This is a genomic window from Streptomyces sp. NBC_00846 (assembly GCF_045207325.1).
Lineage (GTDB): Bacteria > Actinomycetota > Actinomycetes > Streptomycetales > Streptomycetaceae > Streptomyces.
In genome coordinates this window covers 1-13355 of the sequence record NZ_CP108846.1, presented here as the reverse complement: position 1 = coordinate 13355, position 13355 = coordinate 1, and the positions used below count along the sequence as shown (strand labels likewise).

Annotated in this window: 11 protein-coding genes and 2 pseudogenes; 5 read left to right on the top strand and 8 right to left on the bottom strand. The window is 67.7% G+C overall.

The window, feature by feature from the left end:
* Positions 1 to 141 precede the first annotated feature (141 nt).
* Positions 142 to 339: pseudogene (locus tag OG936_RS00065) on the top strand (IS6 family transposase); the annotation flags it as partial.
* Between the two features lie 66 nt (positions 340 to 405).
* Entirely contained in the window at positions 406 to 1017 is a 612-nt protein-coding gene (locus OG936_RS00060) for a hypothetical protein (RefSeq protein ID WP_406491610.1), read from the top strand.
* On the opposite strand, the gene OG936_RS00055 is transcribed toward OG936_RS00060, so the two are convergent.
* The 3 genes from OG936_RS00055 to OG936_RS00045 all read right to left on the bottom strand — a co-directional run bounded on the left by OG936_RS00055 (position 988) and on the right by OG936_RS00045 (position 4392).
* Complete coding sequence (locus tag OG936_RS00055; protein ID WP_406491608.1) at positions 988 to 1770, bottom strand: hypothetical protein; 783 nt, start codon at positions 1768 to 1770, stop codon at positions 988 to 990. The genes OG936_RS00060 and OG936_RS00055 overlap by 30 nt on opposite strands.
* A 577-nt stretch (positions 1771 to 2347) precedes the next feature.
* Entirely contained in the window at positions 2348 to 4051 is a 1704-nt protein-coding gene (locus tag OG936_RS00050) for a leucine-rich repeat domain-containing protein (protein ID WP_406491606.1), read from the bottom strand.
* A complete protein-coding gene (locus OG936_RS00045; RefSeq protein ID WP_406491604.1) occupies positions 4048 to 4392 on the bottom strand; it encodes a hypothetical protein in 345 nt (114 codons plus the stop codon). Before OG936_RS00045 ends, OG936_RS00050 begins: the two co-directional genes overlap by 4 nt.
* 54 nt (positions 4393 to 4446) lie before the next feature.
* Here OG936_RS00045 and OG936_RS00040 point away from each other — a divergent pair, with 54 nt between their 5' ends.
* Positions 4447 to 4872, top strand: coding sequence for a hypothetical protein (locus OG936_RS00040; RefSeq protein ID WP_406491603.1), 426 nt, complete (start codon positions 4447 to 4449; stop codon positions 4870 to 4872).
* 1323 nt (positions 4873 to 6195) lie between these two features.
* On the opposite strand, the gene OG936_RS00035 is transcribed toward OG936_RS00040, so the two are convergent.
* A complete protein-coding gene (locus tag OG936_RS00035) occupies positions 6196 to 6414 on the bottom strand; it encodes a hypothetical protein (protein ID WP_406491601.1) in 219 nt (72 codons plus the stop codon).
* Between OG936_RS00035 and OG936_RS00030 the strand changes: the two are divergent.
* Positions 6404 to 6547, top strand: a pseudogene (locus OG936_RS00030) (IS256 family transposase); the annotation flags it as partial. The gene OG936_RS00035 and the pseudogene OG936_RS00030 sit on opposite strands and share 11 nt — an antisense overlap.
* A gap of 100 nt (positions 6548 to 6647) precedes the next feature.
* Positions 6648 to 7937 (top strand): IS256 family transposase, encoded by a 1290-nt coding sequence (locus OG936_RS00025; RefSeq protein ID WP_405680132.1) that lies wholly within the window; start codon positions 6648 to 6650, stop codon positions 7935 to 7937.
* 17 nt (positions 7938 to 7954) lie between these two features.
* Here OG936_RS00025 and tpg read toward each other — a convergent pair whose 3' ends face one another.
* The 4 genes from tpg to OG936_RS00005 all read right to left on the bottom strand — a co-directional run bounded on the left by tpg (position 7955) and on the right by OG936_RS00005 (position 12762).
* Complete coding sequence (gene tpg, locus OG936_RS00020) at positions 7955 to 8383, bottom strand: telomere-protecting terminal protein Tpg (RefSeq protein ID WP_406491600.1); 429 nt, start codon at positions 8381 to 8383, stop codon at positions 7955 to 7957.
* 220 nt (positions 8384 to 8603) lie between these two features.
* The gene (locus tag OG936_RS00015; RefSeq protein WP_331755195.1) at positions 8604 to 9155 is read right to left on the bottom strand and encodes a hypothetical protein; all 552 of its coding nucleotides are present in this window, start codon (positions 9153 to 9155) and stop codon (positions 8604 to 8606) included.
* 24 nt (positions 9156 to 9179) lie between these two features.
* On the bottom strand, positions 9180 to 10100 hold the full coding sequence (locus OG936_RS00010) for a hypothetical protein (RefSeq protein ID WP_331755194.1): 921 nt from the start codon (positions 10098 to 10100) through the stop codon (positions 9180 to 9182).
* Between the two features lie 274 nt (positions 10101 to 10374).
* Positions 10375 to 12762, bottom strand: coding sequence for a Helicase associated domain protein (locus OG936_RS00005; protein WP_331755419.1), 2388 nt, complete (start codon positions 12760 to 12762; stop codon positions 10375 to 10377).
* Positions 12763 to 13355: the final 593 nt, after the last annotated feature.

The window sequence follows — 13355 nt, the reverse complement described above, 5'->3', positions numbered from 1 at the left end:
CCTGACGGTGCCCGGGGAGTGGCCGGTGCGGCCGGCCACTCCTCCTGCAGGGTCTCCTTCTCGTGGCACTGCGTGCAGAACGTCACGACACCGAGGGCCGCCAAGGCCCTCTTCCCGGCCGGAAAGTAGACGTTTCCGTGCCAGCGCGAACGCGCCATGAAGGGATTCCGCTCCGTCGGCGGGGCCCAGCGGTTCCTGTCCGCGTTCAGCGGCATCTCACCCCACTTCCGCCCTCACCACCACCTGATGACAGCCTCCGACCACCGAGCCGAGATGACCGTCCGCTTCGCGATCTGGGACCAGATCACCGGCGCTGCCGGCCGGCCCACCACGGCCTGACCACAGGCCCGGACCGCGGGCCCCACCAGGCCACGACGCACCGTCAGGCACCTGCAACCCAACAACGTGACAGCACCTTCCCAGGTGGTGGGTGTGCTTCCCGCCGTAGATGAGGTGTTCACACGGGGGCAGGGCCCGCTGGTCGCCGGGTTCAATTATCTGGTGGAGAGGGCGGTGCCGCAGCGTACGGCTGGTCGCCGCGGGCAGGCCCCGGACCTGCTCGCCGGGGCGGCCGACCTGCTCGGCACGGGTTCGGCAGCCGTCGTGGAGGACGAAGGCCACCCGATGCTGTGCTTGTCCCAGCCCGTGGTCGTACCCGCCCCGGTGGTGGAGTGGCCGCTGGACCAGCTCCACCGTCAACCCGAGTCGGCCCGCGCGCTGTTCGAGGCGCTGGCGCTCGCGGCGCCGCGCGACCCGCACATCACGCGATTCCTGATCGGGCTGTGGACGGCCGAGTACGGCTATCTGCACACCGGTGAGCTCACCCTCGACCTGTTGTCACACGCCTACGACTGCTCCGGCGCGGCGCAGATCGAACTGACCGGGATCCACCAGCGGCTGCACGGCGAAACCAGGTCCGGTCCCTGGGCCCACTCGAATTACTTCCAGTTCACCCCGGCCGCCACTCCGACACGGCCGTGGCCGCTGTCACCCGGACCGCGTGTCGGGAGCCACTGACCGGCCGGCACCCAGCAGCCTGCCGGCGTACGCCTCGGCCAGCTCGTCGTCCGCGGACAGGCCCAGTGCCCGTGCCGCGGTGTGGAAGTCCCACTCGGCGATCCGCTCGTCGGCGTCGACGCGGCCGAACGCGTTGGATCGCTCGAAGTCGACGAGAATCCCACCATCGAAGAGGGGCGCCCGGCACGAGTGGTCGCTGCCGCTGAGGTAGAGAGCGCCGGTGCACCGGACGGCGTTCAACACCAGGATCTCGCCGGACGTCACCCCGTCCCGGCACCTGACCTCGGCGGCGCACACGAGCGAGTAGTCCCACACGGATCCGACCAGCGCTCCGGTGAGCGTCAGCCGGCCCAGGACCAGCACCGCCGCCTGCTCCTCCAGCACCAGGTCCCCGTCGACGACCACGTCGCCGGTGGCAACGCGGATGCCGCCCTCGGGAACGGTGACCCGCCCGGCGAGCCGCAGCGATGTGGGACCGGCGAAGGCTTCGGCCAGCACCCGCAGGCCCGCCCACCGGTACTGATCGGCTCCGCCGAGCCAGTCCCACAGCGTGTCACCGTCCAGGCAGCCGGGCGGGCGGCTCATCCGCCGGTCGAGCTCCTCCACGCTGACGTCGAAGTCCGCGGCGTCCTCGGCGAACGGCGGATCCGTTATCAGCGCCGGTCTCACCCGCTCGTAGGCCGCCCTGATCCGCCATGCGTCGAGCGACAGTCCGCCCGACGGCCACTCCGCGGTCGGTGATTCTCCTGCCATACCGCCTCCATCCTGTACTCACGCCATGCCGCGCCGGATCTGACCCAGGGGGCCGTCAGCGCGCGGCGTTGTGGAACCTCAGAAACGGCGCGCCCAGATCCTGGAACCAGCTGGGCGGCTGGCGTGCGGTGAACGCGGCAGTCATCGCGCACGCCCAGCCAGGCCGCGAACGAGGAAGAGTCCGGCCGTGCCTCGTCCGCGAACGCTCGGCGATGGCTTTGTCATCGACGATGGTGAACTCCGCCGTCCGTCTCGCGTCCACAACTGAAGGCGTTGTGCTCGGAGAGGAAGGCCCGATAAATGGGCGGCGCCGTCCAGTTGACGCTTCCGAAGTGTGGCTCAAGGCCCGTTTCCCGGTTCGCTACGGCCTCGGCCGAGGCAGGCTCCGATGCCGGGATCGTGACGGTTCCGTCCCCGGCGGCGCGGCGGAGGATCGCCAGGCTGTCGTGTATCAACGCTCTGCTCCATTCATCTTGCGGTCTTCTTGCGGTCTCGTTCCGGTGGTGCCGCACGCGGCGGGCACCGGTGGTGGGCCGACGGGACCGACGGGAAGCCGTCGGCCGGCCTCAACGCGCCGTCAGGCGGCGTCGCCTCGCCAGGTCCGGTAGCCGGCTGAGGCGGCGACGTCGGCGAGGCCGCGGAAGTCCGGGCGGCGGGCGAGGGTCCGGGTGGCGGCCTGGTAGGCGTCGTCCGTACGGTCCGCCTTGAGGAGCAGCTTGACCTGTACGGCGCGGATCCAGTCGCGGGCGGGGTTGTCGGGCTCGCTGCGGGCGAGGGCGGCGAGCCGCTGCCGGACGGGCGGGTCCAGAAGGCCGAAGTCGATGGTGACGTCTTCGAGTTCGGTGAGCGCGTAGAACGACTCGGGCAGCGTCGTCAGACCGTTGAACCCCAGGTCCAGTACCCGTAGGCGGGACAGCCGGGCGAAGGCGTCGTCCGGCAGGGTCAAGGGTGGCCGGACCCCTTCCCTATGTCCGGTCCGTTCGTTGTACTGGGTCTGCTCGCCCCAGCGGCCGATTTCCAGCTCTTCGAGCGTGGTGATCGCCCACACGCGGTCGAGCAGGCGTCGACCGGGGTAGTGGTCGGCATTGCCGCTGCTGCCGCTCATACGCAGGACGCGCAGTCGTGGCAGCCGTGACAGGTCGGGCAGCCGCTCCACCCGGCCCAGGGCGCTGTCGAGGTTCAGCTCCTCCAGCGCGGTGGCGAGCAGCAGGTCGTCGGGGACCGAATCCAGCACTGCCACCGACAGGTTGAGCCTGCGCAATCCGGGTATCCGGGTGGCGAGTCGCGGGAACGGGACGAGCTTCGGGTCGTCCTCGACGCGGTCGGCCGGTGCCGGGTGCAGCCATGACAGGTCGAGTTCTTCGAGGGCGGGCAACCGGGACACGGCGTCGGGGAGAGGGCACGACAGCTTCCAGGTACGCAGTACCCGCAGCTCGGAGAGGTCACCGAGCTGGTCGGGCAGGGCCCGCAGGGGGTTGTCGGCGATGTTCAGCACCTGCAGGCCACGCAGCAGGCAGATCTCTGCGGGCAGTTGTGCCAGCGCCATGTTCGAGATGTCGAGTTCCTCCAGATGCGGAAGCTCGCCGAGCCGTGCCAGCAGCCGGTCAGCGCCGGACCACCGGTTGCCCGCGAGCCGGAGCCTGCGCAGTGCGGTGAAGTCCAGCACTCGTTCCGGGTCCTGCCACAGGGCCCGGTGCGTCGCAAGGTCGAGTTCGGTGACCTCCGCGGGCCGGGCCCGCAGCCGTGCCACCTCGTCTGCGGTGGCCGCCAGGTGCGGCCCGGGCGTGTCGCGCAGGACGGGCATCCCGGCTGCCAGCGCGGCTTCGATGCGGTCACCGAGCTCCCGGCCGAGCGGGTCGTTGGCGTCGTCGAGCAGCTCGGGCCGGATCAGCTCCGCCAGCTCCCCCCGGTTGCGCGGGTCGATCGCCACACGGCGGCCGGCCTCCGCGGGACTGCCCGACGTCACCGTGAACTCCTCGGTGGTGACAACGGCCGCGGCGCGGAGAGGACCGGCGACGCGCAGCGATCCCCGGTCGTCCCAGCCACGGCCCAGGATGCCGTCGGCCGCCTGTAGATCGCCGCGCACCATCAGGTCGACATGGCCGTGCAGCGACACAAAGCGGGCGTGCAGGTTCCCGGTTGTCAGGGTCGCGCCGTCGTCGAGGGGGTCGTCGCCGAGGCTGTCGCAGGAGACACCGCCGGTCACCAGCAGATCGCCGCGCACCACAACGTCGACACAGCCGCTGATGTGTACGGAGTGTGCCCGCAGATCGCCGGTCACCAGCAGGAGCTTTTACTGCCCGCCGTCACCCTCCCCCAGTCGAGGCCGCCGTCGATGACGAGATCCCCGTCGACGATCACATGGGCCGGCCAGTGCGGAGGCGTGCGTTCGGAGTCCAGGTCGCCCCGAATGCGCAGATCTCCGCCGTAGAGGCGGACCGGCAGTCCGGACCCGTCGTTCGGACACTTCACATCGGCGGACAGAGCGAACCGTTCCTCCGCCGCACCGGCTTCGATGACCTGGTGCTCCTTGAATGACACATGCCGCCTGCCGCTGTGGCGGGGGCGACCTGGCGGGCGGGCGGCTGCCTGTGCAGCGGCATCGGCGAAGAATTCGTGCATGTCGACCACGCTAGGCCAGGGCACCGACAGCACTGGGTCCAGTACAACGTCATCGTGGACGGGGACCTCACCGTCGACGGCGACCTGGACTGGTTCTCCTACACCGAGGGCGGCTTCGTCCTGGTCACCGGAGACCTGCGGGCCCGCCACGTGATCCTCGACGGGCGCCCGGATGTCGTGGTGCGCGGGAACCTGGAAGCGACAGGGGCCGTCCACGGCTCGAACCAAGGCCATGACACGTGCTGTTCGGACTCGGGCGACGACGGAAAACTGACGGTGCGCAGCAGCACCCGGACCCGGCTCGTCGTCGTCACCTCGCCGTTCCGCATGGACTTCGCTGCGCGGCCCCAAGCACTGATCGCCGGCGCCGCCGAGCGCATCAACCACATACCCGATCTCGACGCGACGATGGCACGGCTCGTCGCACCGGACCGCGCCACTGACGTAGCCAGCGGGGCAAGCCTGCTCGGCTCAGCATGAACCGTGTATATCTACGCGATTGAACGCTGTCACGCTCGCGGGTCACGCACCCTTCCGCCGGGGTATCACGCTGCCCGATCCGGCCCACAAACCCGAGGACGGTTTCTCGTACACCCATACCCGGTAGGCGCCCAGTCCGTCCGTGGGCGTGCAGATGTGGTCAAGGCCCCGCGTAGGTCCCACTCTGCGTCAACCCCCGAAGGACTTCCGACGTTGACCACTAAGAACGCACAGGAGCCGACGGGGGCGGGGGTACGCGAGTTGGCCCGTGAGACGGACCAGCATCGTGACACCGGTGATCGGCACACCGCCGAACGGCCCGGCCGGCTCGCGCCTGCGCTACCCGCAGCACAGCCCCGGCCCGGCCACGGAGATCGAAGAGAACCTGCCAGGGTTACGGTCCGGGTCGGACAGCGCTCCGACGGCTGGGGCAGCCCGCTGACACGGACGTCACAGTGCCGTTGGACTGCAAGCCCCCGAACCGGGCCCGTCCTCCTCGATCGGGAATCCGGGTGGTGGCGGCGGAGGCAACCGCGGTCTCTGCTCCAGAAAGCGGCGGATGTGCGGTGGCACCGGAGCTTCGACAAACGGGCTTGCCGGACCACGCTCCGGAAAGCAGGCCATCATACCGCTGCTGACGTGCACCAACCCTATCTCCGGTGAGCCCCCCATGAGGGGCTGGTGTTCATACTCAGTCTCTTGTCCACAGTTGACGCAACGCATATCTCACTCCTGCTCCTGGGCCGGCCACCGCAAGATCGTGGCACCTTGGTCCGCCAGCGGCGGCTTGATGTTCCTGGGGCTCGCGTAGCCCCACTACTTGGTCGTCGACATTCCCCGGGCGGTTCCACGGGTGGCGTCGCCGCCACCGGTGGACTGCACCCTGATGCCCCCGGTGGCGGTGTCCTCCCAGCGTTCAGCCCTCGTCGAGGTACTCACAGAAGACCGGCGAGTCCGGTGCCCAGCCGCCCTGCTTGCGCAGCTTCCGGTGCGCTTGGCGGGCTTATACCCCGCCGTGACGAGTGTCCGCGGCGGGCGGAGTGGCCGGTGAGCTTCACGTCTAGACCGGCGCGCTGCCGGCTTCGCGAGGACCCTACTCAGGGCGCGGGCCCTTGCGGAACGGCACCCAGCCGTCCGTCACTCGTCCGGGGTTTCGGCCTGGCCCTCGGTTCGGCGTGCCCAGCCGATCCCCACACACTCCTCAGCGCCCCATCCGTCCCTCCCGACGACCTTCACCGTCATCCAACCGTTCCCTTGCCGACGCCGCAGGGCAACTTTCCGCTCTTCGCCATCGTCCCGATGGTGGTGGCCGCCGCGGCCTGACTACAGCGACGCCCGCACGGCTGCCCCCGCGAAGACGACATCCAGGTCGATCACGACATCCTCACCCTCCCAGCGGCCACGCTCCGAGAACACAAGACCGATCAGTGCCAGATCACCAGCCTGGTCCCGCAGCGCGTACTGCTCATGGGTCTCCTCTCCGAGGTCACCCAACTCGTCACGCTCCCAGGCGCCTACCGCGGCCTCGGCCACAGCCCTCAAGTGCGTCTACATGGCACTGATGAGCCTGGACCCGACCGGCAAGGGCCGCAAGCGGTGGACCATCCGCTGGAAGGCACCCCTGAACGCCTTCCAGATCGCCTTCGAAGGCCGGCTCACCCCGGCCGCCAACTGACCCCTACAAAAACTGGATCAGCCGTCTACTGGACACACCCGCCGGCCGGCCGGCGGGAGTGTTCAATGAACGGCGGATCCGATGATCAAGGAGACGCCAGATGAGCGACACCACCATCGAGCAGATACCGGGCAGCGAGCCGGCGGCGGTGGCCGTGCCGGCGAGTGACGAGCAGCTGGTTGCGATGCTCGTGGACCGGGCCCGCAGCGAGGGTCTGCAGCTGACCGGGGAGGGCGGGCTGCTCCAGCAGCTGACCAAGCGGGTCCTGGAGTCCGCCCTGGAGGGCGAGATCACCGATCACCTCGGCTACGAGAAGCACGACGCCGAGGGCCGGGGCAGCGGCAACTCCCGCAACGGGACCCGGGCGAAGACGGTGCTGACCGATGTCGGCCCGGTCGAGGTCAAGGTCCCCCGGGACGTGGCGGGCACGTTCGAGCCGGCCATCGTCAAGAAGCGGCAGCGGCGCCTGACGGGCGTGGACGAGATGGTGCTGTCCCTGTCGGCGAAGGGCCTGACGCACGGTGAGATCTCCGCGCACCTGGCCGAGGTCTACGGCGCGAGCGTGTCCAAGGCCACGATCTCCACGATCACGGACAAGGTCATGGACGGCATGGCCGAATGGTCCAACCGGCCGCTGGACCGCGTCTATCCGGTGCTGTTCGTCGACGCCATCAACGTCAAGATCCGGGACGGGCAGGTGGCCAACCGGCCGATCTACGTCGTCATGGCGGTCACCGCCGAGGGCCACCGCGACATCCTCGGAATCTGGGCCGGCGACGGCGGCGAGGGCGCGAAGTATTGGCTGAGCGTGTTCACGGACCTCAAGAACAGGGGCGTGGACGACGTCCTGATGCTGGTCTGCGACGGGTTGAAGGGCCTGCCCGAGGCGGTTGAGACGGTCTGGCCTCGCACGATTGTCCAGACCTGCGTCGTTCACCTGCTGAGGAACAGCTTCCGGCACGCGGCCCGCCAGGACTGGGACAAGATCGCCAAGGCGCTCAAGCCCGTCTACACGGCCCCGAACGAGGCCGCCGCGGCCGAGCGGTTCAGCGAGTTCCAGGACGCGTGGGGGAAGAAGTATCCGGCGGTCATCCGGCTCTGGGAGAACGCCTGGGCCGAGTTCGTCCCCTTCCTCTCCTTCGACGTCGAGATCCGCAAGGTGATCTGCTCGACGAACGCGATCGAGTCCGTCAACGCCCGCATCCGCAAGGCCGTCCGCGCCCGCGGACACTTCCCCAACGAGGCCGCGGCCCTCAAGTGCGTCTACATGGCACTGATGAGCCTGGACCCGACCGGCAAGGGCCGCAAGCGGTGGACCATCCGCTGGAAGGCACCCCTGAACGCCTTCCAGATCGCCTTCGAAGGCCGGCTCACCCCGGCCGCCAACTGACCCCTACAAAAACTGGATCAGCCGTCTACTGGACACACCCTCTGCTGCGCCTCGCCGGCACCGGCGTCCCGGGCGGCGAACAGCTCCCGCGCGACCGCGCCCGACAGCCGCTGGGTGATCAGCCGCCGACGGGGGTCATCGGAGGAGCCGACCGCGGACGCGAACCCGAACCGCGCCCGGGTGTGCAGGGAGAAGCCGCGGGCCTCGGCATCCGCTCGTAACCGCTCGCGAATCCGGGGCTGCCACCGTGCTCGGACGGCATCCTCGATTACCTGCGCCTGCACAGGGCCCGGCTGGCGCATCCCGGGGCCGGAGGTGACCCACCGCTGCACGGTCCGCTGCGAGACTCCCAAAGCAGCCGCCAGCCTCTTCGTGGACCCCTTCTCGGCCCTGAACAGGAAGCCCAGACGGGCACGGACACTGACCGGCACAGGCCGGGTACGCAAGGCCCGCTCTAATCCTTCGTTGATCTCGCCCAAGACCCCGTCCGCTCGCCGCGCCGACTACCTACCGCTCCAGAAATCCCACATTCTCGTCCCCGCGCCGATCTGTTTCCGCGTACTGGTGACTGCGGTAGCCGACTTCAGCTACCGCCCTCAATCTGAGGTTCTGTTGCCCAGCCCGGGGCCACAGGCCGGCCGGGCTGGGCAACAGCGAGCACCTTGTTCACGATGTGTTCTGGTGCCGGCGCAGCCAGTCAGGGTCCCGCACTGGTGTGGCTACTGGCTCAGGCTCGGCTGAGTCCGCGTCTGATACCTGCATCATCCTGTCGAACAGCCAGATGAGGCGGAAGAAGCGTAGTGCCGCGAAGGTCATGGCGAATTCGAAGATGAACCGTGCGGATGCGGGGTCCTTGTCTCTGTCGAGTGCGAGTGCGCTCAGCAGCAGGGCGCATACCAGCGCGGTGCCGCGCAGCAGGCTGCGCCAGCTTCTGCGGAGGCCGACTTGATGGTGGCGGCGGACAGCGCGTAGGCGTTCCCCGTTCGCCGCGGTGTAGATGGAGATCGCGATGGCACTCAGTCCGCCGATTGCTGACACCACACCAGCAGCGGCGGCGTACAGGTCAGTTCGCTGCGATGAGTCGATCCACGACAGCCAGTCTCCTGATTCGGTCGTGCGGATCGCCAGAATGTGAGCGCAGAGTACGAGCGCTGCTACGAGGTAGTCGATCCAAAGATGTTCTGCCCACCGATCCGCGATGGTGTCGCGTACCTCCACAGGCCCCCCTCGTCTATGCCCAGGTCATGAACCCCCGGCATCCACTGCGAGTCGCAAAACGTCCTCGTGTTCGGCCGCTGCTCCCAGGATGGCATCCACCGCTGACATGATCCGGATTGACCTACCTTCTCCATCTGTGGCCGGTACGCGTTTTTTAGCCGTAATGCTGTGTTCTACTAGCTCGACGAGCCGAGTCTGCTCCGGCCCGCCCGGCTCGGAGAAGACCAGCCGGGCCCGGGCCCGCTCGGCACCTGTGACCACATCGGAGATCTCCTCCAGGTCAGCCAGGAGATGTTCGCGGTGCTCCCTGAGCTCCTTCTTCTTAGGCACAGAGATGATCATGGTCACGCTGATCTCCCCGTACGATTCCCCGGCTACACGGAGAGTCCGGGCCAGCCCACCGCGACGCTTGCTCAGAGCACCCATCTTGTTGGCCATGATCTTCACTTCTACCCGGCTCGCGCCAGAGGCGGTCTTGAGTTTCTCCACCTCTGCATGCGTTACCACCGGGCGGATCTGCAGCTGCCTGCCAGGGAAGATCTGGATCCCGTTGAGCCACGTCTCCAGCGCCTTATGCGACGGCGCAGACACACCTCCCTGCATGATCCCCACAACGTTGCCGAAGGGCAGGAAGCAGATCACCGACGTGTCCAGGTAGCCCTCCTGCGCCGACTGTTCCAGCTCGCGCAAAGATCCTGTGTCGAAGTTCATGACAGACAACCACTCGCCGGCGTCCTTCACACGATGCAAGAGAAGATGGTCCTGCATGTCGTAGGTGGCGATGGTGCCCACCATCTGTGAATCAGCTTCGAAAGTTCGGGCTGCGACGGGTGCCTGTGAGAGATCCGAGAGTGTGCCGTCCCAGTCCATCAGCTCGGGGATGCGTCGGGCTTCGCCATCCTTGAGGACGACCACCTCGTAAAAGCCGACCGTGCGTTCCTTCATGTGGCCCAGCGTTGCCAAGGCGCCCCCTCACTCGTGCCGACAGCAGCAAGCCATGCTTATACGTCCGACCAACAGTCGGTCACGGTCTGCTGCACAGATCGTAAACCTGCGCAGTAGGCCAAAAGGGTGCGAACCAGCGAACCGGAATCGGATCCATGTCGGCTCGGCACGCCCGCCGTCGGCCTTCGCCCTCGTAGCTCACGACACGTCAGGAGACGCTGCGGTTGCAGGCTGCCGGCAATGTCACTCCGAGGAGACCTTGTACCGCCCGTCGCTACGCCGCCGCCCACTCCAGCCCGAGGTCGGCGAGCGCCTGGAGCTTGTCGGCGGTGAGCTTCCCGCGCCTGCTCTTGCTGTTACTGAGAAATACCCCGAGCTTGACCTCCGTGCCGTCCTCCAGCTGCTCTACGTGGGCCCTCGGGACCGTCACAGAGCCAGTGCGGGCCTTGTACTGCGCCAGGGCCGCAACACCCCGATCGAACGCCCCAGAGCCGCCCTTGGACGCCTTCGTGGGCGCTTTCTGCTCCGGGGGCAGTGGTACGACACCGAGCTGCTCCAGGCGCTCACGCTGCCCGTCCATCAGCCCCTGCCAGACGGTGTGCTGACGCTGCTTCTGGAGCCATCGGCCGATGTCCATGCCGTGCACGGTGACGCCGGGTTCGACGTAGGCGAGCGCGCTCTCCTCCACGAGCATCTCCCGCACGGCGGCGTAGTGGCGCTGCCAGTCCGCCGGCCACTGCGGGTTCCAGTCCTCGTCGACCTCCCGCAGCGCCGCCTCCCATTCGGGGTGTTCGTCCAGGGCGCCGGGGCGGCGGAGGTTGGACAGCCATTGCCCGAGTGGCCGGTCCAAAGCGGTCGCTGTCCGGGGCGCGCACAGCGTCCAGTGCTGGTCGTAGTACGCCTTCGCGGCCTCCAGGTTCTCCTGGAACCGCTCATCCACGAGGCTCCAGACCATGCCCAGCTTCTCCAGCCGCTTCGCCCGAAGCCCGGTCATCTGCCCCGCCCCGTAGGCCCGTCGCTGCTCGGCAACCCACTGTCCAAGGGGGTACGCGCCCTCCTTGTGCCCATATGGGACTCTGGCGTGAAGCTCGCGCTCGGTGAACTTCTTGAGCGACGCCCAGCCGCGCGCCCAGTCCTGCTTCTCCGTGTCGATCACGTTGAAGGACACCCAGTCCGCGACCATCACCGGATCCCTGGGAGCCGCAAAACGAAGCAACAGGCGGGATTCTTCCTCACCGTCCTCGGGCGCTGCACCAATGTTCTCGGACGGCTGCGCGACGTCCTTCTGCGGCTCCTGCGGAATAGCCAGCAACTCGACGGCCTCTTCATCGTGAGCCCGCAGACCTTCCAAAACCTTCACCAAAGGCCGATACGACCCCGAAGTGAACATGTCCTCCGGCTTCTCTCCCGGCTGGAGAAATACCGGCACGACCAGAGAGGCGAGCTTGCCTTGTCCAGGCTTCTGGCGAAGCGCCCGACCGATGGCCTGGACGATGTCGTGCGGCGCGCCCTTCGGGTCCAGCAGGGCGACGCTGTCCACGGCCCTGATGTCCACACCCTCACCCAGGACACGACAGTTCGAAAGCACAGCCCGCTGCGCCGTGGACCCGAACCCGCCCAGGACCTCCCGCCGGCGCTCCGGGACGTGCTCGCCGCACAGCCAGTCCGCCCAGATGTGCTCGGGGTACTTCTCCGGCTGGTCGGCGTGCAGCTTCGCCGCCACCCGCTCCAGACCCTCCGCGTACGCCTGCGCCTCTATCGTCCGGTGGTGGAAGGTAATGCACGTCTGGAGGCTGTGCTGGCTCATGGTGTGCAGGAGCGCGGCCTGGAGCGCCCCGAGCCGCTGTCCGCGGACTTCCTCGCTGCGCCGCTCCTCGCCCATCAGCCGCTCAGGGGTGACGACCGGGTCCTGGAGCTCCAGGACGATGATCTGGTAGCGCGCAAGCAAGCCGCGGGAGACAGCCGACGCCAAGCTGAGCTTGTAGAGAACGGGCCCGAAGACTCGTTCGTCGTCCATGCTCGCCGCCATCTCCTTCGGCAGCGGATCGCGGACCCCTTCGGCGACCTCCCAGTTGGGCCGCTCCTGCCAGATCCGCGGCGTGGCCGTCAGGTACAGGCGGCGGTGCGCCGGGATGACGGCCTGGTCGTGGATGTCCGCCCACGCCTTGCCCATCGAGCCACTTGTCCTGTGGGCCTCATCGACCACGGCGAGGTCTACCGGGGCCAGCTGCTGGCCGTAGGCGCCCTTGAACGCCTCCGCCAGGACGCCGAGGCTGGCGTACGTCGCGTAGATGGTGACCGGCCCCGTGCCGTGCCACAGCGCCAGCTGCACGGGGTTCGTCGTGGAGCGCACCTTCAGGCTCCACAGCTCCGGGTCGTCCTGGAGGCTGCACACCGTAACCGCCGGCCCCTTGTGCCCGACCCGGTGCCACTCCTTGACCGTCTGCGCCAGAAGATCCAGGGTCGGCACCAGCACCAGGATGCGCCCCTTCGGCAGCATCTCGCGAGCAGCGAAAGCGGCAGTGATGGTCTTCCCGGTGCCGCATGCGGAAATCACCTGACCACGCAGGCCGTTCACCGGAATTCCTCCGGGAGGGATATCGAGGCCGCGCTTAATGGCGTCAACAGTTTCAATCTGGTGAGCGTGCAGATCGCTTTTCATCATGACCACGGGGAAATGCTCCTTCTTTCGGAATGTGGCGCGCAATCAGAAAGGGAATCCCGACGCGATGGTATGGCCCGGGGGATGTGGTGTCTGGTCCCATACGGTACACAGTCATGACACGTGATGCATCACTCGTGCCCCAACTTTCACCATCAGAGTGATACATGGCCGAATCTTACCCCGAAACAACCGGTTGTCCTGTATGCTGACGAGGTGTTGGTGAACGTGAGCGGCCGGTTTCGAGGGTGGGGGAGTGGTTCGGGTGGAGCGCAAGCGGAGCCCGTCACTACGGTGGGCCGGCACTCGATCAGACCGACGGTCCGTCACCCTCGTTGCGGGGGACAGCTGGGATTCCCAGTCGCTACACAGGCCCGCACGTGATGCACCCTCACCCCGTAGCCAGCCCAAGGAGTCTCGCTTGCGAGACTCCCCGCAATTCGCGCTTGCGCGAATTGACGCCCTTTCAGAATTCCGTTTACGGAATTCATTCCCCCGCTTGCGGGGGAATTCGAATTGCGCTTGCGCAATTCGCACTCTATGCAGCGGCTTGCCGCTGCATATCCGCCCCGTCATGCTGCTTCAGTTTCGGT

What these genes read in the sequence shown, in the direction of transcription:
- OG936_RS00010 (WP_331755194.1), bottom strand. Translation starts at nt 10,100, where the DNA reads ATGAAGGAACGCACGGTCGGCTTTTACGAGGTGGTCGTCCTCAAGGAT.
- OG936_RS00055 (WP_406491608.1), bottom strand. Translation starts at nt 1,770, where the DNA reads ATGGCAGGAGAATCACCGACCGCGGAGTGGCCGTCGGGCGGACTGTCG.
- OG936_RS00045 (WP_406491604.1), bottom strand. Translation starts at nt 4,392, where the DNA reads ATGCACGAATTCTTCGCCGATGCCGCTGCACAGGCAGCCGCCCGCCCG.
- OG936_RS00005 (WP_331755419.1), bottom strand. Translation starts at nt 12,762, where the DNA reads ATGAAAAGCGATCTGCACGCTCACCAGATTGAAACTGTTGACGCCATT.
- OG936_RS00025 (WP_405680132.1), top strand. Translation starts at nt 6,648, where the DNA reads ATGAGCGACACCACCATCGAGCAGATACCGGGCAGCGAGCCGGCGGCG.